The sequence below is a fragment of the Bradyrhizobium sp. Ken51 genome (assembly GCF_055807435.1).
Map to the genome: position 1 here is coordinate 46095 of NZ_JBVVPB010000001.1, position 25548 is coordinate 71642.

Sequence of the window (25548 nt, forward strand, 5' to 3'; positions counted from 1 at the left end):
AGCCCCTCGCCATCAGAGGCTCTTGGCCATGCGCGGATCGAGCGCATCGCGAAGGCCGTCGCCGAGCAGGTTGACGGCGAGCACGGTGACGGACAGGAAGGCCGCCGGAAAGAACACGATGTAGGGCTTGACCTGCCACAGCGCCCGCCCCTCGGCCATGATGTTGCCCCAGGACGGAATGGTCGGCGGCGTTCCCGCGCCGATGAAGGACAGGATCGCCTCCGTGATCATCGCGCTGGCGCAAATGTAGGTCGCCTGGACCAGCATCGGCGCCACTGTGTTGGGCAGGATGTGGCGCAGGATGATCATCGGCGTGCGCGTGCCGCAGGCCACCGCCGCATCCACGTAAGGCTGCTCGCGCAGCGACAGCACGACACTACGGACAAGACGGGAAACACGCGGAATCTCGGCGACGGTGATCGCGAGAATGACGTTGCCGACGCTGCCGCGTGTCAACGCCATCAGCGCGATCGCCAGCAGAATCGGCGGGATCGACATCAGGCCGTCCATGAAGCGCATCAAGATGCCGTCGGCCCAGCGGATGAAACCGGAGACGATGCCGATGGCAAGACCGACCGCGGAGGCGAATATCGCAACCGAGAGCCCGACGGTGAGCGAGACGCGCGCGCCGAACAGCACGCGTGAATAGATGTCGCGGCCGAGGACGTCGGTGCCAAACCAGTAAAGCGCCGACGGTGCGCGGGTGCGCTTGGCCGGCGCAAGTGCGGTCGGATCCACCGTTCCAAGATAAGGCGCAAAGATCGCGATCAGGACGAGGATCAGCAGCAACGTGCCGCCGATGGCAACGGTGGGATGGCCGCGCAGCAGCCCGATGAAGCCGCGCCGGATCGTGACCGGCCGGAGGATCTCAGGCAGTTGCGGCGCGAGGACGAAGCCCGCCGGCAGCGCTTGCGGATTGACGGTCGTGTCGGTCAATAGCGGATCCTCGGGTCAACGAGCGTATAGGTGACGTCGATCATCAGATTGACGAGGACGTAGACGAAGCTGAACAGCAGCACGATGCCCTGGATGACGGGATAATCGCGGCGCAGGATCGCGTCGATCGTGAGCCGGCCGAGGCCGGGAATCGCAAACACGCTTTCCGTGACGACCGCGCCACCGATCAGGAGCGCGATGCCGATCCCGATCACCGTGACGATCGGCACCGCCGCGTTCTTCAGCGCGTGGACGAACAGGATGCCACCCTGCCCGAGGCCCTTGGCGCGCGCGGTGCGGATATAATCCTGCTGCAGCACTTCGAGCATGGTGGCGCGCGTGATACGCGCGATCAGCGCGATGTAGACACAGCCGAGCGCGATCGCCGGCAGGATCAGGTTTTGCAGCCAGGGCCAGAAGCCTTGGGCGAGTGGCGTATAGCCCTGCACGGGAAGCCATTCGAGCTCCAGCGCGAAGACGTAGGCGAGGACATAGCCGACAACGAAGACCGGGAGCGAGAAGCCGAACACGGCAAAGGCCATGATGGCCCGGTCGATCAGGCTTCCCGCCTTCCACGCCGCCAGCACGCCGAGCGGCACCGCGACCACGATCGTGAGCAGGAGCGTGACCATCATCAGCGACAGCGTCGGCCCGAGACGCTGCCCGATCATGGTCGAGACCGGCAGATTGGTGAAGATCGAGGTGCCGAGATCGCCGTGCAGAATGCGCCAGACCCAGCTGCCGAACTGGATCAGGAAGGGTCGATCGAGGCCGAGGCTCTGACGGATGCGCTCCACATCCTCCGGACTTGCCTGATCGCCCGCGATCACCACGGCGGGATCCCCCGGCGCGATGTAGAGCAGGCTGAACACGAACAGCGCGACGATCGCCATCACTGGCAAGGTCGAGGCGATACGCCGGAGGATGTAGGAGAGCATCTGGCTTCAGCGCAAGGTCATGCGGATTTCGACACGCCCCAGAAGAACGGCAGCGGCCCTTTCGTGATGCCGGAGACGTTCTTGCGCCAGGCCGTGTAGCTGAGGAAGAAGCCGGTCGGCGCGTAGACGACGTCCTCGAGCGCGACCTTGTTGAGGCGAGCGACCGCGGCCTTCTCCTCGTCGAGGTTCTTGGCCTCGAACCAGGACGTGACCTCCTTCTCGGTGCCGGGGCTGTTCGGCCAGCCGAACCAGGCCTTGTCGCCGTTGGCGCGAATGGCGGTATAGGGCGCCGGATTGATGCAGTCCGAACCCGCATGCCAGGTGTGGAACATGTTCCAGCCCCCCTGTCCAGGCGGCGTCTTCTGCGCGCGGCGGGAGCCGACCGTACCCCAATCGGTCGCGACGAAGTCGACATTCATACCGAGCTTCTTCAAGAGATCGGCGGTCACATCGCCGAACGCCTTGGTGATCGGCTGATCCTGCGCCACCAGACACGTCACCGGCTGGCCGGAATAACCGCTCTCGGCGAGCAGCTTCTTGGCAGCGTCGAGATCGCGCTTGCCCTTGAGGACCTCGCCGCCCGCCTCGGTGTAGAGCGGCGTATCCGGCGTGAAGAAGCCGGGGAGCGGCTTCCACAGCGAATTATCGTCGCCGACGAGCGCACGCATATAGTCTTCCTGGCTCATCGCCATCAGCACTGCGCGCCGCGCCCGCACGTCGTTGAAGGGCGGATACAGGAAGTTCATGCGGAACGAGCCGACATTGCCGAGGGGGTCGCCGATGTCGACGCTGATGTTCTTGTTCTTCTTCAGGACCGGGACGAGGTCCGCGATCGGGTTCTCCCACCAGTCGATCTCGCCGTTCTGCAACGCGGCCGCAGCGGTCGCCGGATCCGGCATCACGATCCATTCGACGCGGTCGATCAGCATCTGCTTGCCGCCAGCGAGCCACGACGACTTTTCCTGCCGCGGCAAATAGTCGGCGAACTTCTCGAACACGGCTTTCGCGCCGGGGACCCATTCGCCCTTGGCGAACTTCATCGGCCCCGAGCCGACATAATCGCCGATCTGCTTGAACGGGTCGGTCTGCGCAATGCGCTCCGGCATGATGAAGGCGCAAGGCGAGTTGTTCTTGCCAAGCGCATAGAGCATTTTCGGGAACGGCTGCTTCAGCACCCATTTGAAAGTGCGATCGTCGACAGCGGTGAGCTCCTGCTGCAGCGCCTTGAGCATCAGCCCCATCGGATCGCGCGCTGCCCAGCGGGTGAGACTCGCAACGACGTCCTTGCTCCGCACCGGCTCGCCATCATGGAATTTGAGTCCCGGCCGCAATTTGAACGTCCAGGTGGTGCCATCGTCGGTCACTTCCTCGGATTCGACCATCTGCCGCTGGGGCTGGAGCGCGGAATCGACGCCGTAGAGCGTATCCCAGACCAGCGCCGCGGCATTGCGCACGACATATTGCGTGCCCCAGATCGGGTCGAAATTGGCGAGATTTGCTTGCGGCACGAAGCGCAGGGTGCGCGCGGAGGCACCTTGTGCGATCGCCGGGGCCGAAAGGCCGCTCAATGCCAGACCGCCCGCGCCGGCCAGTCCCTTCAATACGGTCCTGCGATCCATGAAATCCTCCCAATAGTGCCGTGATGCCGGCCATCGTTGGCCAAGAACAGGTGAAACCAGAGCTCATTGGCGTGCAAATGGTATGCCACTAACCGGGCCTTCGCCAGCGGGAGATCCGCACCATTTGGACCGGTCGAGACCTCAAAGCGCGGCCGCCAGTACCGGGCCGGTCTCGATATGCGGGATCGCCTCGACCAGCTTGCGCGTGTAATCGGTCTTGGGATTGTCGAACAGCGCCCGGCTCTCGCCCTGCTCCACGATGCCGCCATTGCGCAGCACGATGGTGCGGTCGCAAAGCATGCGCACCACGTTGAGGTCGTGGCTGACGAACAGCAGCGCGATGTCGTTCTCGCGCCGCAGGCGGTCGAGCAGTTGCAGCACCACGGCCTGCACGGAGACGTCGAGCGCGGCGGTCGGCTCGTCCAGCACCAGGAGCCGCGGCCGGCAGGCGATGGCGCGGGCGATGCCGACGCGCGCCTTCTGGCCGCCGGAGAGCTGATGCGGAAAGCGCGGCAACAGATCCAGCGGCAGCCCCACACGATCGGCGCAGTCTTCCACCCGCTTGCGCAGCGCATCGCCCCCACGCATGCCGTCGAGCCGCATCAGGGGATGGGCGATGCAATCGAAGGCCGTGAAGCGCGGGTTGAGGCTCTCGTTCGGATCCTGGAACACCATCTGGATGTCTTTGCGGAAGCGCGAGCGATGGAAGTCACGCGACGCCACGTGGCCGATCGACTGCCCGTCGAACACGATCTCGCCCTCGCTCGGATCGATCAGGCGGCAGATCATCCGCGACGTCGTGCTCTTGCCGGAGCCGGATTCGCCGACGAGGCCGACGCTCTCGCCGCCAACCATCGTCATCGAGAAATCCGCCACCGCCGCAGCACCCTCGTCGAAGCGTTTTGCGAGCTTGCGCACTTCCAGCAGCGGTGGAGTCCCGTGGGCGAGCTCCTGCCTAGGCCTGCTGACGACAGCTGCATGGCGCTCCCGCTCCTCTTCCGTCACGAGGTCCTCGATTTGGGAGGTCGCAGTCGGCGACGCCGCCACCAGACGCCTAGTATAGGCGTGCTGCGGCGCGCCGAACAGCGTCCTCGGGCTTGCCTCTTCGACGATGCGACCGCGCTCCATCACCGCGATACGGCGACAATATCGCGCCGCTAACCCGAGATCGTGCGTGATCAGGATCGTCGCCATGCCGCGCGCGGCGGCAATCTCCGCCAGGAGATCCATCACCACTTTCTGCGTGGTGACGTCGAGGCCGGTCGTCGGCTCATCGGCGATCAACAGCGCGGGATTGCAGGAAACCGCAATCGCGATCATGACGCGCTGGCACATGCCGCCGGAGAGTTCGTGCGGATAGGCGTTCATCCGCGTTTCCGGCTCGCGGATCTGGACGGCACGCAATAGCTCCAGCGCCTCGGCGCGGGCGGCATCCTTCGATATCCGCTTGTGAGTGAGGATCGCGTCCGCAATCTGCAGACCGATCGCGCGGATCGGGTTGAGCGCGGCCCGCGGGTTCTGGAAGATCATGGACATGGCGGCGCCCTGGAGCTGACGGAGATCGTCGCCCCTGAGCTTTGTGACGTCCTGGCCGCGAAACAGGATTTTTCCGCGAGTGACGCGCCCGGCTGAATCCAGGAGTCGCGTTGTGGCAAACCCGGTGACCGACTTGCCCGATCCGCTCTCGCCGACGAGGCCGAGCATCTCGCCGGCCTCGACCGCGAGCGTGACGCCGCGCACGGCCTCGACCAGTCCACGCCGTGTCGAGAACGTGACGTGGAGATCGTCAATCTCGAGGAGCATCTCGCTCATGTGCGCATGCGCGGATCGAGAATGTCCCGCATCCCGTCGCCGAGAAGGTTGAAGCACAGCACGGCCATCATCAACGCGAGGCCCGGAAAGGCCACCAGCCACCACCGCCCCGTCGAGATGAAGCGGGCGCCCTCCGCGACCATGATGCCCCATTCCGGCGTCGGCGGCTTGACGCCGAGGCCGATGAACGACAGGCCGGCCGCATTGAGAATGGCCCAGCCGAGGTTGAGCGAGATCTGCACCGCCATCGCCGGCAGGATGTTCGGCAGCAGGAAGCGCAGCACCACTGAGAAATGGCTCTCGCCGCAGGATCGCGCCGCCTCCACCCAGCCGACATTGCGCCGGACGTTGACCTCGGCGCGCGCGAAGCGGATGTAGAAGGGAAGATTGATGATCGCGGTCGCGATCACGATGTTCTCGATCCGGTTGCCGAGCGCCGCAACCATCGCCATCGCCAGCACGAACAGCGGAAAGGCCATCATGACGTCGACGAAGCGGCCGACCGAACGGTCGAGCCTGCCGCCGGCATAGCCGCAGAAAGAGCCGACGACGGCGCCGATCACGAAAGAGATTCCGACCGCCGAGACCGCGATGGCAAGGTCGAGCCGGGCCGCAACGACGAGGCGGCTGAACACGTCGCGCCCGAGTTGATCGGTGCCGGCCAGATGCGCCGCGCTCGGCGGCTGCAAGGCCTCCGAAACATTGGAGACGACGGGATCATAGGGCACCAGCCACGGTCCGAAGATCGCGACCAGGACAAACAGCAGGACACCCGCCGCGGCGACACCGGTCAGCGGGTTGCCGCGCAAAATCCAGACCGAATGGCGGAGGGTTGCGCTCGTCATCCGATCGACACCCTGGGATCGGCGATGCCGTAGCAGATGTCGACCACGAGATTGACCAGCACGAAGATGCCAGCCATCAGCAACACGAAACCCTGGACCGGCGCATAGTCGGACGACAGCAGCGCATCGAGCGCGTAGGAGGCGACGCCCGGCCAGGAGAACACCTTCTCCACCAGGACGTTCGCGCCAAGCATGGTCGAGAACACGATGCCGGCAATGGTGATGACGGGAAGGATCGCATTGCGCAGCGCATAGGTGACGACGACCTTCTGCCAGGACAACCCGACCGAGCGCGCGGTGCGCACGAAATCGCTGCCGAGCGAGACCAGCATCGAGGCTCGTGTGATCCGCGCCAACGGCGCGATCACGAACAGGGCCATGCTCACGGCCGGCAGGATCAACTGCTTGCAGGCCGCCCACCAGCCCTCGATGTCGCCCGCGAGCAGGAAATCGACCGACAGAAACCCGGTGCGCTGCGGCGGCAGCGAGGTGAAGACGTCGATCCGCCCGGTCGGATCAGGCGCAAGACCGAGCAGATAGTAGAACACATAGATCAGCAGCAGGCCCGAGACGAAGGTCGGCACGCAGACGCCGAGCGCGCAGAACAGTCGCACGCCGTGATCGACCAGCGATCCCGGCTTCAAGGCGGCGATCACGCCGAGCGGCACCGCCGCGATCAGCGCGATCAGGAGCGCCGTGAAAGTGAGTTCGAGCGAGGCCGGCAAACGCTCGCGCAAATCTTTGAGCACCGGCTGCCCCGTCATCATGGAGCGGCCCAGATTGCCGCGGCCGATGTCGGACAGATAGAACACGAGCTGCTCCGGCACCGACTTGTCGAGCCCCATCTGTTTGCGGATCTGCTCGATCTCCTCCTTGCCGGCATTGGGCCCCGAGGCGAAGAACACCGCGGGATCTCCGGGGAGGACCCGCATCAGCAGAAAGGTGAAGACCAGCACGCCGAACAACGCCGGCAGCGACGACAGAAGCCGCCTCCCCGCCCGCGCCACCGTCGCACCAAGTCCGGTCATCACCTTTCAGAGCCTCTGGCTTGCGGACATCACTTGCGGCTGACGTCGCGATAGTCGACCTGACGATGGAACTCGTAGGTATAGCCCTCGATCGACGATGCCATCACGGCGTCCTGGTTCGGCTGCCACAGCGGGATCTGCGGCATCTCGCTGAAGTGGATCGCGTTGAGCTTGCGGCCATCCTCCTCGTATTTGGCCTTGTCGGGCTCGAAGCGGGCCTCCTGCGCGATCGCGGCCAGCTCGGGATTGTTGATCGAGCTGTAATTCCAGCGCTGATTGCCGGTGTAGAAGTTGCGGTAGAAGTAATCGGTCGAGGGCAGCCAGGCGACGATGCCTTCCGTGAACAAGGGCAGCTTCTTTTCGTTGATCTGCGTCGACATCTGCGCATCCGGCAGCTTCTGGATGTCGACCTTGATTCCGATCTTGGCGAGCGATTCCTTCACAAGAGCCGCCATCGGCTCCGCGGTCGAGGCCTGGCCGACGTTGAAGCTGAAGGTAGTCGAAAAACCCTCCGGGAGGCCGGCGGCCTTCAGATATTCCCTCGCCTTGTCGAGATCGGTCTTCACCGGCGCCTGGAACGGATAGATGCCGTTCAGCGGCTTGCCATCCGGCCAATTCGCACCGAACAGCGGGGCCCCGCGGCCGAACAGGGCCGCCTTGAACATGTCCTCATAGGGCAGCGCGAAGGCGATGGCTCGGCGGACATTGACGTTGTCGAAAGGCGGGATCTGGTTGTTCATCGAGACGAAGGTGATCGAATTGTATTGCGGCGTCGAGACCACCTTGAGCTTGCCCTTGGCCTCCAGCGACTGCACGTCGCTGGCCTGGAGATCGACGACGAGATCGGCGTCGCCGCGCTCGACCAAATTGGCGCGGGTCGCGGGCTCCGGCACGGACTGCACGATCACGCGCTTGAAAAACGCCGGCTTGTCGGGCGAGCCGCGGTTCCAGGCCTCGTTGCGCTTGATGATCACCTGCTCGCCGGGCTTGAAGCTCTCGATCACGTAAGCACCGCTGCCGGCAGTGTGCTCCTTCAGCCAGGCGGTGGCCCAGGGATCTTCCGGGGTCGCATGCTCCTTGGCAACCTTGGAGTTGATGATCAGCGGGTAGACCGTAGCGAGATTCGGCAGCGCGAGCTTATCGGGTTTCGGCAGCGTCACCTCGATCGTGAGGGGATCGATCACCTTGAACTGGTCGGCCGACGTCAGCGATCCCGTCAGCAATTGCGCCTTGCCGAGGATCGGAGCGGTGACGCAGCGATCGAGCGACCATTTCACGTCCTCGGCGGTCACGGGCGAGCCGTCCTGGAACTTGGCGTCCTTGCGCAGACGGAATGTCAGCTTCAGTCCGTCCGGGCTGACGTCGTAGGATTCGGCGAGTTCGCCGGTGATCTTGTCGAGATCGAACACCCATTTGCCGTTGAGCTGCTTGCGGCCGAACGCCACAAGGCGGTCGTAAGTGCTCATGCTCAGCGCGAAGGATTCGCGCGTCGAGCCCGGAATGTTGGGATCGAGCGTGTTGACGGATGCGCCGGTGACATAGCGCAGCGTCTCGGCCCTGGTTTGCGCTTGCGAAGGCGCTGCGGCGATGAGCAACAACGCGGTGGTGGCGAGCACGGAGGATGCCGACCTGAAAGACACAAAACGCATTTGTTTTCCCCAAAAATCTCGACAAGAACGCCAGCAAGGCAGGTTAAGAAACAAGCAAGTTGCGCGCCAGTCTTATGATGCGCTCTTGTGGACGCTTTGTCGCGGCGGCGCATGGACGATCATCGCGATTCCTCCATGTTTCGCGCTGGCCGCGTGACCACGGCCTGCGGCACGTCATAGGCGCGGAGCGAGGCCCAGTGTCGTTCGACATCGGCACGAAACAGACCGCGCGTCAGTCCGTTCACCAGCTTCGGCACCGCGGTCGTCATCGCGTTGATCGACGATCCCGACGGACCAAAACTCATGGTGGAGGCGATGGCGAAGAGATGGATGTCTGAGATCCACGGCGTCTCGCCCGCGATACGTTCGGTGAAGGCGTAGTCGTCGGCGAGATAGGGAAAGCGGCCAAGCCGCGCGTTGCGCTCGCTTTCCGGGGGCTGGTAGCGGTCGGCCCAGGTTGCGATATTGCCTGCGAATGTGGCGAGCTCGGCGCGCTCGGCAAAGTTCATGTCAATGCCGGTGCCGCAGATGACGAAATCCGTTGCGATGACGCCGCGCGGCGTCTGCAATTCGATTCCCTTGCCGGTCTCGCGCGCGGCCTCGATCGGCGCGCCCTCGTGCAATGTGAAATTGGCGTGATTTGCGCAGCGATCGTAAGTTGGCTGCGGAAAGCCTTCGCGCATCTCGAGGATGGTGCGCATGAAGCGCCAGCGCCAGGCATCGTCGAGATCGCTGAGATGGCGCAGAAAGCCGCGGAAGGTCAGCCAGCGATAGGGCTGGATCAGCTGGATCTGTGCCCTCCGACACAGCAGATGCACTTCCGCCGCGCCCGCTTCCAGCGCAGTTGCCGCATTATCGAAGGCAGATGCGCCGGCGCCGATCACGGCGACGCGCTTGCCGCGAAGAGTTTCGAAATCAATGTCGTCGGCGACGGTTGCGACCGAGCTCACCGGCAGAAGGCTCAGCGGTTCGGGGATCATCCAGTTCCCCATCCCCTCCTGCCCCGTCGACAGCACGATCTTGCGCGCATGGAGCGTCTCGACGCCATCGCCATGCTTCACGCGTGCGGCCAGCAAACCATCCGCCGCCGGCCGGATTTCCAGAAGCTCGCTCCCGTTGCGCACGGGCAAGCCGATCGTGCGCCGCAACCAGAGCAGATACTCAGCCCAATGCTCCCTCAGGATTAGGTTCAGTGTCTGCCAGGCGTCCCTGCCGAAGCGGGCCTCGTGCCATGACTGGTAGGTCAGGCTCGGGATGTCGAGGTCAGGTCCTGTATAGTCTTTCGGGCTGCGCAGCGTCGGCATGCGGGCATAGGTGAGCCACGGGCCTTCCATCCCCTCCTCTGCCTTGTCCAGCACCAGGATGTTGCTGACGCGGGAGCGCATCAGGCCGAAGCCGATGGCGATGCCGGATTGGCCGGCGCCGACCACGAGCACATCCAGCGCAGGCTTGCCGTCCGGTCCTGTCTTCGGTTCGAGCCAGGCGGCACCGGGATGCGCGATCCGCGCGAGATCGGCGCGAACCTTCGTTTCGAGCTCTGTCAGCGCATCACTCATGCCGCGAGCCAGCCTCCGTCGACCACCATCACGGTGCCGGTCGTGAACGAGGACGCATCGCTTGCGAGGTGAAGTGCGGTCTGCGCGATCTCCTCGGCCTGGCCGAACCGCTTCATGGCGTGGCGATTGCGGGAGCCTTCGCACACCTCGTCCGCATTGGCATGACGGGCAAAGCTGCGGCGAAGCATCGGCGTGTCGATCGCACCGGGCGCAATCGCGTTGACGCGAATGCCGTCGGTCGCAAAGTCCACCGCCATCGTTCGGGTCAGGCTGACGATCGCGCCCTTGGCGGCGATATAGGCGCTGTTGCCCTTGCCGCCGGCAATCGCAAGCTGCGATGCCAGCGTAATGATCGAGCCGCTGTTCTGCCGCTGCATCTGCGGTACCGCCGCTCGCGCCCACAGCCAGGTGCCACCGACATTGGTGCGGAACACAGCATCCCAATCGGCGGGACTGGTGGTCAGCACCGTGCCGCCGCAGGAAAAGCCGGCGGCGGTCATGAGGATATCGAGCCGGCCGTGCCGTGCCACCACATCGTTTGCAACGGTCTCGGCGAAATCGGCATCGCCGACGTCGCCAACATGCGTCATGGCCTCGCCAACCAGGATCAGCGTCTCCTCAAGCCCTGCGGCATCGCGATCGACCAGAGCGAGATGCGCGCCCTCCTCCGCGAACAGCTTCGCGCTGGCACGGCCGATGCCGGAGCCGGCTCCCGTAACGATGGCCGTGCGCCCCTGCAGCCGCATGTCAGATCCACTCCTTGTGCTGCGTCAGCCAGGCGCTCATCGCGGCCGCCGACTCGGCGCAGCCGAACCGCGCCCGCCAGCCGAATTCATCCGCCATCCGCGTCACCGACAGCGGCGCGCGATACGGTCCATGCAGCTTGATGACGGTTTTCTCCCCAGGCGCCGCGAGCCGGCATTGCAGGCCGGGATGCAACGCCGCAAAGGCCTCGCCCCATTGCAGCGCAGGCCATAGCCCACTGCTGGAGATGTTGTAGAGCCGATGGTGGGGCCGATCGGCTTCAATCAGCAGTGCCACTGCCTCGGCCGCATCCGGCGCGTAGATCCAGTCCCTCATGCCCGCTTCGGGCATGATCGCCGCCTCCCCGCGGGCGAACGCAGCCAAGATCTGGAACTGGAGGCTTGGCGTGTCGCGCACCGAACTCGGTCGCTCCCACGGTCCGAACAGGGCGCTCAGCCGTACGCTCAGGAAATCGCCGCCGAAGAGTTCGGCATGGCGCGCGACAGATCGCTCCGACGTGAACTTGCTGATGGCATAGAACGAGACTGGATCGCAGGGCGTTTCCTCGTCGAGAATCTCGACCCGCGCGCCCGCGGCGCCGTAAGCCGATGCCGACGAGAGATTGACGACCCGGCGCACGCCGTGACGGATGGCGGAGAGCAGGATCGGGATCTGCGCCATCACGTTGATCTCGATAACGCGCGCGGTCGACACTCTCTCCAGTTCATCACCGGCGGTAATCGCCGCGCCGAGCACGATCGCATCAACGCCTTCGGCGATGAGGGCATCGATGGCATCTGCGTCGGTGATATCGCCCTGCACGGCTTTGAGCCGGGCGCCGTAGTCGGCAAGAGATCGCCGTGCCGAACCGGGCAACTCTGCACGGTCATACAGCGTCACGTCATGCCCGCGCGCGAGCAGCGCCTCCGCAATGTTGAGGCCGACAAACCCCGTGCCGCCGAAGATGACAATCTTCATCGCGCGCGATCCGCGGTCACAGTAGCTTCGCTCCGAAATTGCGTTCGGGGTCCAGGTCGGCGACGAGCCGGCCGGTGGGCTTGGCCGCCTCGCCGCCGCTGCGTGCCAGGAACTGGCCGCTGCCAGCGCTCGCGAGGCACTTGTTGCCGTCGATGATCACCCGACCACGCGACAGCACCGACACCGGCCAGCCCTTCAGTTTGCGTCCCGCAAACGGCGTATAGCCGGCGAGGTCGTGCATCATCTCGTCGGCGATCACGGTCTCGCGATTGGGATCCCAGATCGCGATATCGGCATCGGCGCCGATTGCGATCGAGCCCTTGCGCGGATGCAGATTGTAGATCTTGGCCGGCGCGGTCGAAGTCAGTTCGACGAACTTTTCCAGGCCCAACCGTCCCTTCGACACCATTGCGTCGAACAGTAGCGGCAGCCGCAACTCCAGCCCCGGAAGGCCATTGGCGACCTGCTTGAAATTGGGATTTGGACCGGCACGCAGCTTGCCGGTCTCGTCGTAACGATACGGCGCGTGATCCGACGAGATGGTCTGAAGATCGCCGAGCGACAGCGCCTGCCACAACGCCTCCTGATCCGAGTGCGTGCGGGGCGGTGGGCTGCACATCCACTTGGCGCCTTCCGCCCCCGGCTTGTCGAGATCGGCAGCGGTCAGGAACAGATACTGCGGACAGGTTTCGGCAAACACCTTCAAGCCCTGCCCACGCGCGTCGCGGATGACCTTGGCGCCTTCGGCAGTCGAGACATGGAAGATCATGATGGGCTGGTCAATCAACGCCGCCATGCCGATCAGCCGGGTAAAGGCTTCCGCCTCCGACACCCGGGCGTGGCTGACGGCGTGGTATTTCGGCATGGTGTAGCCGCGCGCGAGCAGGCGCTTCACCATCCAGGCGATGATACCGTGGTTTTCGGCATGGGCGCACAACATCGCGCCGGACTGGCGCGCGGCAAGAAGGATGTCCAGCAACGGCTCGTCGTCCACCTTGAGCCGGTCATAGGTCATGAAAATCTTGATCGAGGCATGGCCCTGCTTCACCAGCGCCGGAATATGCTCCTCGACCGTTTCCTTGGTCGCATCGGCGATGATCATGTGAAAGGCGTAATCGATCACGGCGCCCTTCTTGGCGAGGGCGTGATAATCCTCCACCACCTGCGGCAGCTTCGTGCCGACATGCTGGGCGGCAAAGGGGATCACCGTGGTCGTACCGCCGAAAGCGGCCGAGACGGTCGCGCTCTCAAAGGTGTCGGCGTTCATGATGCCGGCAGCGGACAATTGCTCGATATGGGCGTGGCTGTCGACGCCGCCGGGCAGAACGAGCTTGCCGCGCGCGTCGATCTCGCGCTTCGCAGGCGGAAGCCCGCGCCCCATAGCGGCGATGGTCTCGCCGGAGATGGCGACATCCGCTTCAAAGACGTCCGTTGTCGTCGCGACGCGCCCACCGCGAATGATCAGGTCGTAAGCGGGTTCAGTCATGAGGCACTCCATGATAGGCTCAAGCCAAGTGATCGAAATTTTGCAGGAAGACCAGCATGTCCCGACCGCGCATTCTCGTCATCAATCCAAATTCCAACCCTGCGGTGACGCAGGGGCTGGAGGACGCGCTGAAGCCGCTCGGCTTCGAGGGTGGCCCCGAACTGGTCTGCCAGACGCTGGCCGAGGGGCCGTTCGGCATTGAAAGCCAGGCCGATGTCGATGGCGTTGCCATGCCGCTGCGCCGGCTGGTCGAGGGCGACAACAGCTCGGCTGCCTTTGTCATCGCCTGTTACAGCGATCCCGGGCTTCAGGTCTGCCGCGAAGGCACCGACCGCCCCGTGTTCGGCATCGCCGAGTGCGGCGTGCTGACGGCGCTCGCCCGCGCGGAAACGTTTGGCGTCATCGCGATCGCCCAGCGCTCGATCCCGCGTCACATGCGCTATCTCAGGCAGATGGGACTGACCGACCGCCTTGCCGGCGAGCGGCCGCTCAACATGAGCGTCGCGGAAACCGCCTCGGGCGAAGGCACGCTGGCCACGATGATCGAAATCGGCCGCGCGCTGCGCGACGAGGACGGCGCCCGCGCCATCGTGATGGGCTGCGCCGGCATGGCGCGCCATCGCCGTCCCCTCGAAGACGCGCTCGGCATTGCCGTGATCGACCCGACACAGGCGGCCGTCACGATGGCGCTCGGTACGGTGCAGTTCTCGAATCACTAGGCGTCCTTCAGCTCTTTGGCGTCCTGCCGCGCGAGCCATTGCGCGTGGCTCTCGCGGACAAGCGCGAACGTGTCCCGCTGCGTCGTATAGAGATTGCCGAACATGCGACCGATCGGCCGGTAGGCGTCGAGGTCGACATACATGTTGGCCTCGTTGACGAGGCCCTCGCGGGCGTGAATCCGGAGCACCTCGCCGACCAGCAGTTCCCGATCGGGCGAGAAGGTCAGCGCGACATGGCGCCGGCATTCGAGCGCGAAGGGTGCTGCGGCGAGGCGCGGCACCTTCACGTCGATTGAGGGAAGGATCGCGAGCCCTGCCGCAGCGACCTCGCTGTCACCGGACGGAAAATCCACCGCGCAGTCGTTCATCGCCCCCGACAGCGCCTCGTCCACCATGTGAACGACGAATTCGCCGTCGCGATGGATGTTGCGGGTGGTGTCCTTCGGGCTGTGATCCGGCTTGTGCTGGAGACCGAGCACGATCAGCGCGGGGCTCTCCGAAAACACGTTGAAGAAACTGAAGGGCGCGGCGTTGACCGCCCCGTTCGCATCCAGCGTCGTCACCAGCGCAATCGGCCGCGGCACCACCACGCCGCAGAGCAGCTTGTAGCGGTCGCGCGGATCGAGCTCGCGCAGGGGAATACCTGATGTGCCCTTGTCCGCCATCGACATCACTTCTCCGGCGGCGGCACCGCGCCGGTCTGGCTCGTGATCAGACCGTAATGCTCGATGCGGCGATGCTGCGCGAAATTAAAGATCGTGGTCTTGCCGAATGTGGTGGCATCGAGATCGCAAGGATGGACCAGCAGCTCGTCCTCTTCAGTCCTGGCCTCTGCGACGATCTCGCCGTTGGGATCGACGATCAGGCTGCCGCCGAACAGCGGGTGTCCGTCCTCGTTACCGGCCTTGGCCACCGCGACCACCCAGGTCGCGTTCTGATAGGCGCCGGCCTGCGCCGAGAGGCGGTTGTGGAACAGGCGTTTCTCGACCCCCTCATCGCTCCTCTCCGCATTCACGGACGGCGTGTTGTAGCCGATCAGCACCATCTCGACGCCCTGCAAGCCCATTACGCGATAGGTCTCGGGCCAGCGGCGGTCATTGCAGATGGCCATGCCGATGATCCCGCCCAGCTCGCGCCAGACGTTGAAACCGAGATCGCCCGGTTCGAAATAGCGCTTCTCCAGATGCTGGTGCGAGCGCTTGGTGTCGTATTCCACATGGCCTGGCAGATGGATCTTGCGATATTTTCCGACGATCTTGCCGGATTTGTCGGTGAGAACAGCAGTGTTGAAATGATGACCATCAGGCGTCAGCTCCGCATAGCCGAAATTCATCGCCATCTGGTGCTGCGCCGCGCGCTCGAACAACGGCCGGGTCGCCGCATTGGGCATCTCGCGCTCGAACCAATTGTCGAACTCGGCCCGGTCCTCCACGTACCAGCGCGGGAAGAAGGTCGTGAGCGCCAGTTCCGGATAGACGATCAGGTCTGCGCCCTTGCTCTTGGCCTCATCCATCAGCGCAATCATGCGCTTGACCACGGCCTCGCGGCTGTCGGCTTTCTGGATTGGACCCATCTGGGCGGCGGCAACATTGACGATACGCATCAGCGATTTCCTGGTGATGTCTTGAGCTAAGCTACAGTTTCAACAATGTGCCGGCGCGCGGCAGCATAACGCAGCATCGCCCGGACTTGCCAGCCCGTGTCTGCCGATCGGCATGGTGTGCGTTGCACGCTCATTTCTGTTCCGCATCGGCAAGATCGAGGCCATGGTCGAGTGCATCAAGAAGCTGCCCGGCCTCATGCTCGGAGATCACGAGCGGCGGCGCCAGGAACAGCGAAGTCTGCTCGCCGCTGGTCCCGATCACGGCACCGGCCTCCAGCGCCCGCTCGGCGACGCGCGAGGCGATCGGCACCTCAGTGGTGTCGGCATGCCAGGAGCGCCAGTCCGGCCCGTGCAGCTCCACCGTCCAGTGCAGCCCCTGCCCCGCCACGCGCTGCACGCTTGGATGTTTCTGCGCGATGGCGAGCAGGCGCCGGGCGAACAGCTTTTCGAGGCTCTTCACGTGCTCCAAGATTTTCTCTTCGCTCACAACCTTCAGATAGGCGCTGACGGCGGCCATGCTGATCGGATGGCCGCGCAGCGTGCCGTAGTTCTGCCAGCTCGCGCCCTTGAGCCGTTCGACGATATCTTTCGACACGACGACCGCGGCTACCGCCGCCGCGCCGCCACCGAGCGATTTTCCCAGCGTCACGATGTCAGGACGGCTCTCGGCGCCCTGGAACGCGAACCAGCGCCCGGCGCGGCCCGCACCAGTCACCACTTCGTCGGCGATCCAGTAGGAGCCAGCCTGCCGCGCGCACCGCGCCACCTCGTCCTGATAGGCGCCGTCGTAATAGATGCCGCCCTGCGTGTAGTCGATGATCGTCGCCGCCGTGTCCGAAAGCAGGCGCGTGGCATCGGCCAGATATTCGCTGGGCGGGGTGTTGTTGGCCGGCGCGCCGTAGATCGCGCCATCCGGGGCCGGCAATATCCGCACCGGCGCCATCGGTGCCGGCAGCTTCGAGCCGCCCGAGTGCACCGCGAGGCCGCCATGCCATTGCGGCTGCACCGTCATGCTGCGCGACAGGCCGGTGATGCCGTGATAGGCGCGCTCGCGCGTTGCCAGCGCGGACCGCTGCGTCAGCGCCTGACAAAGCGACAGCGCCATATCGTTGGCCTCGCTGCCGCTGATGCAGAAGCGCACCGCACCGACCCAATCCTCCTCACCCTTGAACGCGATGGCCATTAAATCGTCCGCAGCCTGCTCGCGGCCGACCCAGGTCCACCCCTCGTTCACGACGGGCGTATCCGCGGCGCGGCGGATCGCCTCCACCATCGCGGGATGACGATGTCCGAGGCCGCCGCCGGTGTTGCTGCCGTCGATGAGCTTGCGACCATCCGACAGATGAAAATAGACGCCCTCGCCGCCGACCACGGCCATGGGCGCACTGTCGCCCGCGTTGAGCCCGGTTCGCAACAATCTGCTCATCGCAATCCCTTCATTGCGCAGCCTCTACGCCGTAGCCACCGCCGCCGCACGTCTCGATCGTGACGAGATCGCCTTGCTGAAGCACCAGGTTCGACTTGCCGTCGATCGCGACGTTGGCGCCCTGCCGGATCAGCGAGATGCGGCAGGCCTTGCCGGGCTCGCCGCCCTGCATGCCGAACGGCGCCATCACCATGCGCTCGATGCAGGTGGTCAGATGCATCGACGGCGCCAGGATGCGATAGGTGCGCACGACTCCGTCCCCACCGCGATGCGCGCCGGCGCCGCCGGACTGCCGGCGAATGGCCTGCTGCTCGATTTGGATCGCGTAATTCGCCTCGATCACCTCGACCGGCGTATTCGAAGTGTTGGACAGATGCACCCGCGTCGCCGAGATGCCGGCCCGATCGTGTCGCGCGCCCTCGCCACCACCGTGGACCTCGTAGAGCATCTTCCATGAACCGTTCTGTCGCGGCTCGGCGAAGAAGAGGACGCCCGCCGTGGTCGCCCCGCCGGCCGACAGACGTTCGGGGATGGTATCCTGCATGGCGCGGAAAATCGCATCGACGATGCGCATCGAGGTCTCGTGATTGCCGGCCGCAACCGAGGCACTCCACCCCGGCTCCAGGATGGAGCCTGGGCGCGTGATGATGGTCAGCGGCCGCAGCGCGCCCGCGTTCTGGTTCATGTCGCGCCCGCTCATGATGCGCGCGGCATAGGCCACCGCAGAGCGCGCCATGAATGGCGTCGTGTTGCAGAAATTCGAGACGCGGTCGCAGCTTCCCGAAAGGTCGAAGGTTGCTTCGTCGCCCGCAATGGTGATCTTGACATGAATGCGCGCGGGAGCGTCGTCGACGCCGCCGTCGTCCAGATAATCCTCGCCCTCGTAGACGCCATCAGGCAGATGCCGTAACGCCTCGCGCATCTCGATTTCGGAGAGATCGTGCAGGCGCGCCTGCGCCGCCGTGAAGACCGCCTTGCCGTGCTCGCGGCAGAGCTCGACGATGCGCTTCTCACCGGCTTTCGTTGCGGCGATCTGGGCGAGAAGATCGCCCTCGCAAGACTCGGAATCCCGAACATTGGCCTTGAGCAGCTGCACGATCGGCGTGTTGATGCCGGCTGCGGTGGCGATCAGCACCGGTGGAATGCGCATCGCCTCCTGGAAGGTATCGATCGCCTTGGCAAAATAGCTGCCGGGCCAGGTGCCGCCGATATCGGGCCAGTGCGCGAGGCTGACTGCGAACGCCACGATCTCGCCGTCGACGAAGACGGGGCGCACGACCTTGACGTCGTTGAGATGATTGCCGCCGAGCGGGCCGACATTGTAGATCAGTGCGTCGCCGTCGTTCAGGCTGTCGCGCGGCACCACCTTCAGCAATTCGAGAACCGTATAGGCCATCGCGCCGAGATGGATCGGGATGTCCCGACCCTGCCCGACCAGATCGCCGCGGCCGTCCGTGATCGCCGACGACAGGTCGCCGGCTTCACGCAGCAGCGGCGAGCGCGCCGAGCGCGTCATCACCAGGCTCATCTCCTCGGCCGCGGCCGAGAGCCCGTGCCTGATGACCTCGACGACGAACGGATCGAGCTTCATGCGGCCCCCCGAGTCAGGAACAAATTGCCTGAAACATCCGGCCGCGCCTGCCAGCCGGGCGGGACCACCACGGTCGACCATGCGTCTTCAATGATGGCCGGGCTGCTGACGATTTCGGTCAGCGAGGCGCGATCGATGATGCTTGTCGCGACGTCGTGAAAGCCGTCGAACGAGCAGCTGCGCTCGCCGGTGGATACCGTCCTGACCGCGGTGGCCGGCCGGCTCACGACGGTGCTCGAGGGACGGCGTGCCTGCACCCGCACGGATTCGATGACGCAGCTCTCGCTCGTCGCATAGCCGAACAGCTCATGGTGCCGGGCCAGAAAATCCTTCTTCAGCCTGATAACATCGAGCGGTCGCGCGAACGGCACCGGAATAGCGTCGTTCTGCGCCGCGTAGCGCATCAAGGCCACCAGCTCGATCTGAATCTCGGTCGCGGCAACGCCGGTGGCGATGAGCGGCGCCGACGCATCGTCGATCAGCACCCCGATCCGCTCGGACACGCGGGCGAGATCGATGCCGTCAAGCGCAGCGCGTAGGGTTTGCTGCTGGAGGAAGCTGAAGTCGGCAGTGAGACAACCCAGCGCCGAAAACGCACTCGATGCGCTGGGAACGACGACCTCGGCGATCCCGTAGAGATCGGCAAGACCCGCGGCGTGCATCGGGCCACCACCGCCGAAAGCGAGAAGCGTGCAGTCGCGTCCGTCGATGCCGCGCTCGACTGTGACGCGGCGGAGCGCACGCGCCATTGTCGCATTCGCGACCTTGATGATGCCGAGCGCGGTTTCGGTCAGGCTCAGCCCCAACGCGCGCGCGATCGGCGCGATGACGTCATTAGCTGCCCTGATGTCGATTCCGATCCGGTCGCCAAGCCTGGTTTCGGGATTGAGATAGCCGAGCACGGCGTTGGCGTCGGTGATGGTCGGCTCGGTACCTCCGCGGCCGTAGCAGGCCGGTCCCGGCTCGGAGCCGGCGCTTTCCGGCCCGACGGTCAGGCCACCGGGACCATTGCGCACGATCGAGCCGCCGCCCGCGCCGATCGAGTGAACCGCAAGCATCGGCTGGCGCAGCGGCTTGTCGCCGAGCATGCGGCCGTCTGTCATCTCGGCCTGGCCATCGACGATCAGGCAGACGTCGGTCGTTGTCCCGCCCATGTCGAACGTCAGCATACGCGACGTGCCGAGCTGACGCGCGATGCTGACCGATGCGGAGACGCCGGCCGCGGGGCCCGACATGGCCATCACCAGCGGCCGCCGCTTCACGGCCGAGATCGGGACCATGGCACCGGCCGAATGAAACACCTGCAGGCCGGGGCCGATCGGCAGCCGCTGCTCCAGCTCGCTCAGATATTCCACCGCGATCGGCATGGCGGCGGCGTTGAACACGGTCGCCGAAGTCCGCTCATATTCACGCGCCTCGGGATTGACCTCGTGCGACAGCGAAACGTGGGCAACGACGCCCTTGAGGCGCTCGCCGAGCATCTTCTCGTGGACGGGATTGGCATAGGCGTGAAGCAGTGCGACCGCGACGCTCTGAACGCCGGTTGCTTTCAGCCAGGCGACCAGGCGCTCGATCTCCGCTTCATCCAGCGCCTTCAGCACCGTTCCCTCGTGGTCGAGGCGCTCGGCAAGGCCAAAACATCGTTCCGGCGGCACCAGCGGCGGCGATTTCGGCGGGACATCGAGACGATAAAGATCGCGGCGGCGATAGCGCGCGATCTCCAGCACGTCGGCAAAGCCTTCGGTCGCCACCAGCGCCACTTTCGGCAGCCGTCCCTCGACGATGGCGTTGGTCACACGCGTGGTGCCGTGGACGAAGCGCTTGACCTCGCTCTTGCGCAGGCCGACCGCCTCAATGGCCTCCAGCATCGCCTGAACCGGAGCCTGAGGTCGCGACGGCACTTTCGCGATCCGCGCCTCCGCGGGGGAGTGCCGGATTGCGATGATGTCGGTGAAGGTGCCGCCGATATCGGTGCCGACCTCCCAGTGATTTTCGTCAGTGCTCATGTGTAGGTCAGCTGCGAACGACGTTCGAACCGGACGCCGGGTCCTTCCCGTCCATCGCCAGGTTCAATCGCAAACCGAGAGCGCTCATCATCATCCCCTGTCATGCCACCGCTTGCGAGCGTGCGACAGAGCGATGGGCTCGGGATAGGGCCAGAGTTGTCGCAACGCATTGGACCAGCCCGCGACGGGCAGGACGCGCGGAGGCACATTTTAGTGCAGCGCTGCCCGCAGGGAGTGCACGCCGGTGTGGATCGTTCCACGCGAGAAAAGTGCGGCGCACCACGCATTTTCGCGGACGAAACGCCACATCCGCTGCAGTGCAATCCACGCGCCGCGCACGGACTGTCTAATTTGCAGGCGATAGACCGGCGCTAAGGGCCCTGCGAGTGCTCATGAGCTATGCATGCCAGTCGGCTCAGCCTCTCTTTATTGGACGATCAGTAAGCGGTGGTTTTGCCCGCTCAACGCATCGCGACCTCACTCCAGGCCTCAGGCTGCAAACGAGGGACGCAGGCGGCGCCAGCCGATGACAATGCCCGTGATGGAGAACAGAAAGCCGAGGGCGCAGAGCCCGACGACCAAGCCGTCACGCAGCAACGGATGCGCGACCAGGACCGGAAAATCCAGCGTGTGCAGTGCGCCGTAGAACCAGCGATAGACCCGCCGCGACGAATCCAGCCTTTGCAGCAAATTGCCGTCCGCGCCGTCGATGTCGAACCAGAGGTCGCCGCAGCAGGAGCGGTAGACCGGGGCACCCGGGACGGTGGACTGCGCGGGATAGTTGTCGTTGTCGGCAAGCACGGACGGTACTGCGCAGCCGGCTGCGAGGCGCGTTGTCAGCCTCTCGACCTCGTGCACATCCAGAGATCCCGTTGGTCGATCGCGGGGCGCATCCCCTGCCTTGATCAAGGTCTGAGCGGCAAGGCCCGTCCGATCCCGCCGATAGAGAGTGCCGTTGAATGCAAACCATTCGGTCTCACGGGCCGACGGCGCTCCAGGCTGCCGATCGATCGATGGGGCAGCCGTCCAGTTCGGTGCGGCGTTCATCACGCTGGATTCGGCCGAGGTCAATTGCCCACGCGAGAATAGTCGCCCGTGATCCATGGAGAGCCAGCCGCTGAAAATCCAGGTCAGCACGAAGACCATCGCCGCGAGGCCGATGAGATGATGCAGCGCATGCCAGCCACGATAGGGCGAGCCGATCTGGCCACCTCGAGGTTTGATCCGCGCAAGCCCGAGCACGGCGCCCAGCAATGCTGCGATCAGGGCCAGCAGCGACAAGGTCCAGACCACGCGATCCCACAGTGGCCAGTTGCTTCGCAGCACCGTTGGATAGATCCAGTGCAGCACGCTCCCGACGAGATTCCAGGTCCGCTCGCTGCGCGTCGTATCCAGGACGATCTCGCCGGTGAGCGAGGAGACATAGACCTCCGTTCCGGCGGCGTCGCCGAGGGCAACCCGAAACAAGGGACGATGGCGGTCAAAGCCGTTCGGCACGCTCCATTGGTCATAGTCCGAGCGCGCAACGATCGTGGCCCGCGCAGCATCGAGCCCACGGCTGCGGGCGTGATCTCGCGCGATGGCCAGCACGACGTCGAATGATTTGACCGACGCGTCGGCCCCATCGGAGGCGCGGACTGCACCCGCGCGCGACGGCCCCGCGACGATATAGACCGGTCCGTCGCTGCGCTGGATCAGGCGAACGCGCGTCGCATCCGCGATGCCGCTTGCGGCCACGGCATCGGCGACCGCAATCCTCGTCTCAGCGCTAGCCAGCGGCACGAGCCCGGCAAAACGTTCCGTTTCCGTCAGAGATGGGAACGGAACGAAGTGCATCACGATTCCCGTCGCGAACCACATCGCGAACAGCAGGCAGAACGCGATCCCGAGCCATCGATGCAGCAGGACGAGCGCGCGCATCATTGATCAGCGTCCTACCATTTGAACGCAGCCGAGATCTCATAGGTGCGCGGCGTGCCCAGCAGGATCTGGTCAGGATAGAACGGATCGCCCCAGATCGCGTAGCGCTTGTCGGTGATGTTGCGCACCCGGAAGGTCAGGCGGGCCTGGTCGACCGCATTGAATACGGCCTTGGGGACGTCGACGAAAGCATAGACGTCCGCGACGGTGTAGGCCTTCAGCGTCACGGTGTTGGCATCGGTGTTGTAGCGGTCGCCGACATGGCGACCGGTGATGCCGAGCTCGACCGTCCAGGGCGTGAAGAACCGGTAGGACGCGCCGGCATTGGCGACGACGCGCGGCACGTTCGGCGGCGTGTTGCCGGAAAACGAGCCGCCGACAAAATCGTAGTCGGCGTAGCGCGCATCGACATAGGCGATGTTGCCCCAGAGGCGCAGAGGCTCGATCGGACGCACGGACGCGGCAAGCTCGACGCCCTTCGACTCCTGCCGTCCGGCAAGGTTGAGCTGCATGCCGCCGGCCGCGGCATAGACGTTCTTGCGCAGGATGTCATAGGCCGAGAACGACCACTCCGCCCGGTTGTCCCAGAACAGGTGCTTGACGCCGGTTTCGTAGGTGCGCGCGGTGGTCAGGTTGAGCGGATCGGTCGGATTGAGCAGGAAGATGTTGTTGGCTGCGATGTCGGCGCCGGTCGCATATTGGCTGAAGAAGGTCAGGCCCGGAACGGCTTCCCATGTGTAACCGATGCGCCCCGTTGTCGGGACCCAGGATTGCGAGAACGGGAAGTTCGCCTTCTCCAGACCGAACTTGTCGGTCGAATTGCGGTCGAGCCCGATATGCTCGACGCGCAGGCCGCCAACCAGCGCGAAGCTGCGCGTGAGCTTCAGCCGGTCCTCGAATGACAGCGCCTCGTTGTCGATCCGCGCGGTCTGCTGCTGAATGGTGAGCAGGCCGCAATAGCCGCGAGGCGGATCGACCAGCGGAACGGAATCGCCGGGAAAATTTGCGGCGCCCGGCCTCACGAAATCAAGGTAGCTCGAGGACAACGTCGTGACCAAGCGGTTGTCAAAGCCGGCGATATTCGTATCCCAGATCAGGTCGGTGATGTTGCCGACCAGGCGTTGGCCGTGCGCAACATAGAAGCGCTCACGGTCAACCATGTTGGTACCGGAATTGAACGCCTCGACCTCATTATTGAACCACGTGCGCTCTGCGCCATAACCATAGGCCTGGCTCTTCAGCGTCAGGTCGGGCGCGAGCTTCAGCTCGAAGCCGCCGCGCAGCCAGACCTCCTGTGCGACGTTGCGATTGTCGAGGACGTTGTAGTTGGTGTTGAAGGTGCGATCATCGATCGTGACCGGGCCGAGATTGGTTTTATTGTAGTTCGAGACGTAATTGCCGGACACGATCCCCGTCGTCGCATGCGAGCCGCTGAACGCGATCGGCACCAGCGGCGCACCCCAATAGGCTTTCGAGCGATCTTCCCGATACTCGATCGCACCCCAGACCTTGAGGCTGTCGGAGAAGCGGTAGTTGAGCTGGCCCGACACGTCGAGCGTCTTGGTGTTGGTGTCGTCGGCAAAGCCGTTGAGCGAGGAACGGCTGACGTCGAAGCGGTAGTCCAGCCCCTGCACATTGGTGCTGCCGCCCGAGCCGTAATGCGCCCGGAACGAGTTCAGCGAATCCCAGGAGAAATCCGCCTCGTTCCGGATCGGACCGGTGTGCGGCTGCTTGGTGACGAAGTTGATCGCACCGCCGGCGGCGCCCTCGCCCGAGATCAGCGACGCCGGGCCTTTCAGGAATTCGACGGCCTCCAGATTGGCCGTGTCGGTGATCCGCGAGGTCATGTTCTGCGGACCGATCTTGATGCCGTTGTAGAGCGTGTTGATCTGGCTGTTGGTGAAGCCGCGCATGGAGAACGCCGAGGGCTCGGCCGGATTGTCGCCGGATGTGACGCCCACCGCTCCCTGCGCGACGTCGGACACGGTGCGATAGCCCTGCTCACGCATGGTTGCGGCCGAGATCACCTCCACGGTCGCGGGCGTTTCGCGCACGGTCAGGCCGAGGCGCGAGGCGCTTTCGGCGACTACGTTGGTGTTGAGCGGCGTTTGCGCCGCTGCGATCGGCACGACAGGCTTGGGCACTGCGGATGCAGTCACCGGCCGGCGCGCTGCTGCGCGACGTGGGCCCTGCGCCTCCCGCGCGGCGGGCTTGGCCTGCTTGCGGGATTGGGCGGGCGTTACCTCGACCGGCGGCAGAGGTTCCGGGGCCTGCTGGGCCAGTGCGGCGGGAGCATCAAGGATGACAAAGGATGTGAGCGCCGCGGATGCGAGCAGGAATGCACGCGGTCGTACAATGCGAACAGGAGACACCGTCTTGGACCTCGGAGTGACGTCAGTGGCACGTCACAGCGAACCAAGGTCCCATCTTCCGGCTTCCAGCCTTCCGATGAAGCCGAATGTCTGTACTCCCCGACCGACATCTTCGCGTGTGACCACGGCTGACGGCAGGTCTCCTGGCTCGCGGGTCAGTACCTTGCATCGCCTTCCCGGGACCGAGATACCCAGTGGCACGTGACGCAAGATTCGCCGCTACAGTTGCGGGGGCAGCCACGGCATTGGGGACAACGTCCCCGCACCGCATTCCCTTTTCATCCCCTCTCGGGGAAACCGTCGCGAGCATCTAGGATTAC

19 protein-coding genes and 1 riboswitch are annotated in these 25548 nt (G+C 64.8%); of the genes, 1 reads left to right on the forward strand and 18 read right to left on the reverse strand.

All coding sequences use genetic code 11. From position 1 onward, the window contains the following. Positions 1-12: 12 nt before the first annotated feature. From AC0L27_RS00225 to hydA, 11 genes are all read right to left on the reverse strand, one after another. Complete coding sequence (locus AC0L27_RS00225) at positions 13-936, reverse strand: ABC transporter permease (RefSeq protein ID WP_354055885.1); 924 nt, start codon at positions 934-936, stop codon at positions 13-15. Beyond that, a complete protein-coding gene (locus tag AC0L27_RS00230; protein WP_106942294.1) occupies positions 933-1874 on the reverse strand; it encodes an ABC transporter permease in 942 nt (313 codons plus the stop codon). The genes AC0L27_RS00225 and AC0L27_RS00230 overlap by 4 nt, the downstream gene beginning before the upstream one ends. 17 nt (positions 1875-1891) lie before the next feature. Further along, positions 1892-3493 (reverse strand): ABC transporter substrate-binding protein, encoded by a 1602-nt coding sequence (locus AC0L27_RS00235; RefSeq protein ID WP_354055887.1) that lies wholly within the window; start codon positions 3491-3493, stop codon positions 1892-1894. Positions 3494-3634: 141 nt separating this feature from the next. After that, positions 3635-5305 (reverse strand): nickel ABC transporter ATP-binding protein NikE, encoded by a 1671-nt coding sequence (gene nikE / locus AC0L27_RS00240; protein WP_473317810.1) that lies wholly within the window; start codon positions 5303-5305, stop codon positions 3635-3637. Continuing rightward, a complete protein-coding gene (locus AC0L27_RS00245; RefSeq protein WP_007608569.1) occupies positions 5302-6150 on the reverse strand; it encodes an ABC transporter permease in 849 nt (282 codons plus the stop codon). Before AC0L27_RS00245 ends, nikE begins: the two co-directional genes overlap by 4 nt. Then, entirely contained in the window at positions 6147-7181 is a 1035-nt protein-coding gene (locus AC0L27_RS00250) for an ABC transporter permease (RefSeq protein WP_473317811.1), read from the reverse strand. The genes AC0L27_RS00245 and AC0L27_RS00250 overlap by 4 nt, the downstream gene beginning before the upstream one ends. Before the next feature lie 26 nt (positions 7182-7207). Beyond that, positions 7208-8827, reverse strand: coding sequence for an ABC transporter substrate-binding protein (locus AC0L27_RS00255; protein WP_473317812.1), 1620 nt, complete (start codon positions 8825-8827; stop codon positions 7208-7210). A gap of 119 nt (positions 8828-8946) precedes the next feature. Further along, the gene (locus AC0L27_RS00260) at positions 8947-10383 is read right to left on the reverse strand and encodes an NAD(P)/FAD-dependent oxidoreductase (RefSeq protein ID WP_354254130.1); all 1437 of its coding nucleotides are present in this window, start codon (positions 10381-10383) and stop codon (positions 8947-8949) included. After that, a complete protein-coding gene (locus tag AC0L27_RS00265) occupies positions 10380-11129 on the reverse strand; it encodes an SDR family oxidoreductase (protein WP_354206518.1) in 750 nt (249 codons plus the stop codon). The genes AC0L27_RS00260 and AC0L27_RS00265 overlap by 4 nt, the downstream gene beginning before the upstream one ends. Position 11130: 1 nt before the next feature. Next, complete coding sequence (locus tag AC0L27_RS00270; RefSeq protein ID WP_354206520.1) at positions 11131-12105, reverse strand: NAD-dependent epimerase/dehydratase family protein; 975 nt, start codon at positions 12103-12105, stop codon at positions 11131-11133. A 16-nt stretch (positions 12106-12121) separates the two neighbouring features. Next, positions 12122-13591, reverse strand: coding sequence for a dihydropyrimidinase (gene hydA / locus AC0L27_RS00275; protein ID WP_473317813.1), 1470 nt, complete (start codon positions 13589-13591; stop codon positions 12122-12124). A gap of 56 nt (positions 13592-13647) precedes the next feature. On the opposite strand from hydA, the gene AC0L27_RS00280 reads away from it, so the two are divergent. Then, a complete protein-coding gene (locus tag AC0L27_RS00280; protein ID WP_354206524.1) occupies positions 13648-14310 on the forward strand; it encodes an aspartate/glutamate racemase family protein in 663 nt (220 codons plus the stop codon). On the opposite strand, the gene AC0L27_RS00285 is transcribed toward AC0L27_RS00280, so the two are convergent. The 7 genes from AC0L27_RS00285 to AC0L27_RS00315 form a co-directional block, all read right to left on the reverse strand. Continuing rightward, the gene (locus tag AC0L27_RS00285; RefSeq protein WP_354207329.1) at positions 14307-14975 is read right to left on the reverse strand and encodes a flavin reductase family protein; all 669 of its coding nucleotides are present in this window, start codon (positions 14973-14975) and stop codon (positions 14307-14309) included. The genes AC0L27_RS00280 and AC0L27_RS00285 overlap by 4 nt on opposite strands. Before the next feature lie 5 nt (positions 14976-14980). Next, positions 14981-15913 (reverse strand): N-carbamoyl-D-amino-acid hydrolase, encoded by a 933-nt coding sequence (locus tag AC0L27_RS00290; RefSeq protein WP_354254126.1) that lies wholly within the window; start codon positions 15911-15913, stop codon positions 14981-14983. 130 nt (positions 15914-16043) lie between these two features. Further along, positions 16044-17339 (reverse strand): class-III pyridoxal-phosphate-dependent aminotransferase, encoded by a 1296-nt coding sequence (locus AC0L27_RS00295; protein ID WP_354206528.1) that lies wholly within the window; start codon positions 17337-17339, stop codon positions 16044-16046. Between the two features lie 10 nt (positions 17340-17349). Further along, positions 17350-18930: a hydantoinase B/oxoprolinase family protein gene (locus AC0L27_RS00300; protein WP_354254124.1), complete on the reverse strand. Its 1581-nt coding sequence runs from the start codon at positions 18928-18930 to the stop codon at positions 17350-17352. Further along, positions 18927-20936, reverse strand: coding sequence for a hydantoinase/oxoprolinase family protein (locus AC0L27_RS00305; protein ID WP_354206531.1), 2010 nt, complete (start codon positions 20934-20936; stop codon positions 18927-18929). Before AC0L27_RS00305 ends, AC0L27_RS00300 begins: the two co-directional genes overlap by 4 nt. A 489-nt stretch (positions 20937-21425) precedes the next feature. Further along, complete coding sequence (locus AC0L27_RS00310; RefSeq protein WP_354206532.1) at positions 21426-22859, reverse strand: PepSY domain-containing protein; 1434 nt, start codon at positions 22857-22859, stop codon at positions 21426-21428. 11 nt (positions 22860-22870) lie between these two features. Further along, on the reverse strand, positions 22871-25228 hold the full coding sequence (locus AC0L27_RS00315; protein WP_354206534.1) for a TonB-dependent receptor: 2358 nt from the start codon (positions 25226-25228) through the stop codon (positions 22871-22873). 116 nt (positions 25229-25344) lie between these two features. After that, a riboswitch (cobalamin riboswitch) is annotated at positions 25345-25545 on the reverse strand. Positions 25546-25548 lie beyond the last annotated feature (3 nt).

Bases quoted from the DNA above. Each gene is read 5' to 3' on its own strand.
- AC0L27_RS00230 (WP_106942294.1), bottom strand. From the start codon at position 1,874: ATGCTCTCCTACATCCTCCGGCGTATCGCCTCGACCTTGCCAGTGATG.
- AC0L27_RS00235 (WP_354055887.1), bottom strand. From the start codon at position 3,493: ATGGATCGCAGGACCGTATTGAAGGGACTGGCCGGCGCGGGCGGTCTG.
- nikE (WP_473317810.1), bottom strand. From the start codon at position 5,305: ATGAGCGAGATGCTCCTCGAGATTGACGATCTCCACGTCACGTTCTCG.
- AC0L27_RS00245 (WP_007608569.1), bottom strand. From the start codon at position 6,150: ATGACGAGCGCAACCCTCCGCCATTCGGTCTGGATTTTGCGCGGCAAC.
- AC0L27_RS00255 (WP_473317812.1), bottom strand. From the start codon at position 8,827: ATGCGTTTTGTGTCTTTCAGGTCGGCATCCTCCGTGCTCGCCACCACC.
- AC0L27_RS00260 (WP_354254130.1), bottom strand. From the start codon at position 10,383: ATGAGTGATGCGCTGACAGAGCTCGAAACGAAGGTTCGCGCCGATCTC.
- AC0L27_RS00265 (WP_354206518.1), bottom strand. From the start codon at position 11,129: ATGCGGCTGCAGGGGCGCACGGCCATCGTTACGGGAGCCGGCTCCGGC.
- AC0L27_RS00270 (WP_354206520.1), bottom strand. From the start codon at position 12,105: ATGAAGATTGTCATCTTCGGCGGCACGGGGTTTGTCGGCCTCAACATT.
- hydA (WP_473317813.1), bottom strand. From the start codon at position 13,591: ATGACTGAACCCGCTTACGACCTGATCATTCGCGGTGGGCGCGTCGCG.
- AC0L27_RS00280 (WP_354206524.1), top strand. From the start codon at position 13,648: ATGTCCCGACCGCGCATTCTCGTCATCAATCCAAATTCCAACCCTGCG.
- AC0L27_RS00285 (WP_354207329.1), bottom strand. From the start codon at position 14,975: ATGGCGGACAAGGGCACATCAGGTATTCCCCTGCGCGAGCTCGATCCG.
- AC0L27_RS00290 (WP_354254126.1), bottom strand. From the start codon at position 15,913: ATGCGTATCGTCAATGTTGCCGCCGCCCAGATGGGTCCAATCCAGAAA.
- AC0L27_RS00295 (WP_354206528.1), bottom strand. From the start codon at position 17,339: ATGAGCAGATTGTTGCGAACCGGGCTCAACGCGGGCGACAGTGCGCCC.
- AC0L27_RS00300 (WP_354254124.1), bottom strand. From the start codon at position 18,930: ATGAAGCTCGATCCGTTCGTCGTCGAGGTCATCAGGCACGGGCTCTCG.
- AC0L27_RS00305 (WP_354206531.1), bottom strand. From the start codon at position 20,936: ATGAGCACTGACGAAAATCACTGGGAGGTCGGCACCGATATCGGCGGC.
- AC0L27_RS00310 (WP_354206532.1), bottom strand. From the start codon at position 22,859: ATGATGCGCGCGCTCGTCCTGCTGCATCGATGGCTCGGGATCGCGTTC.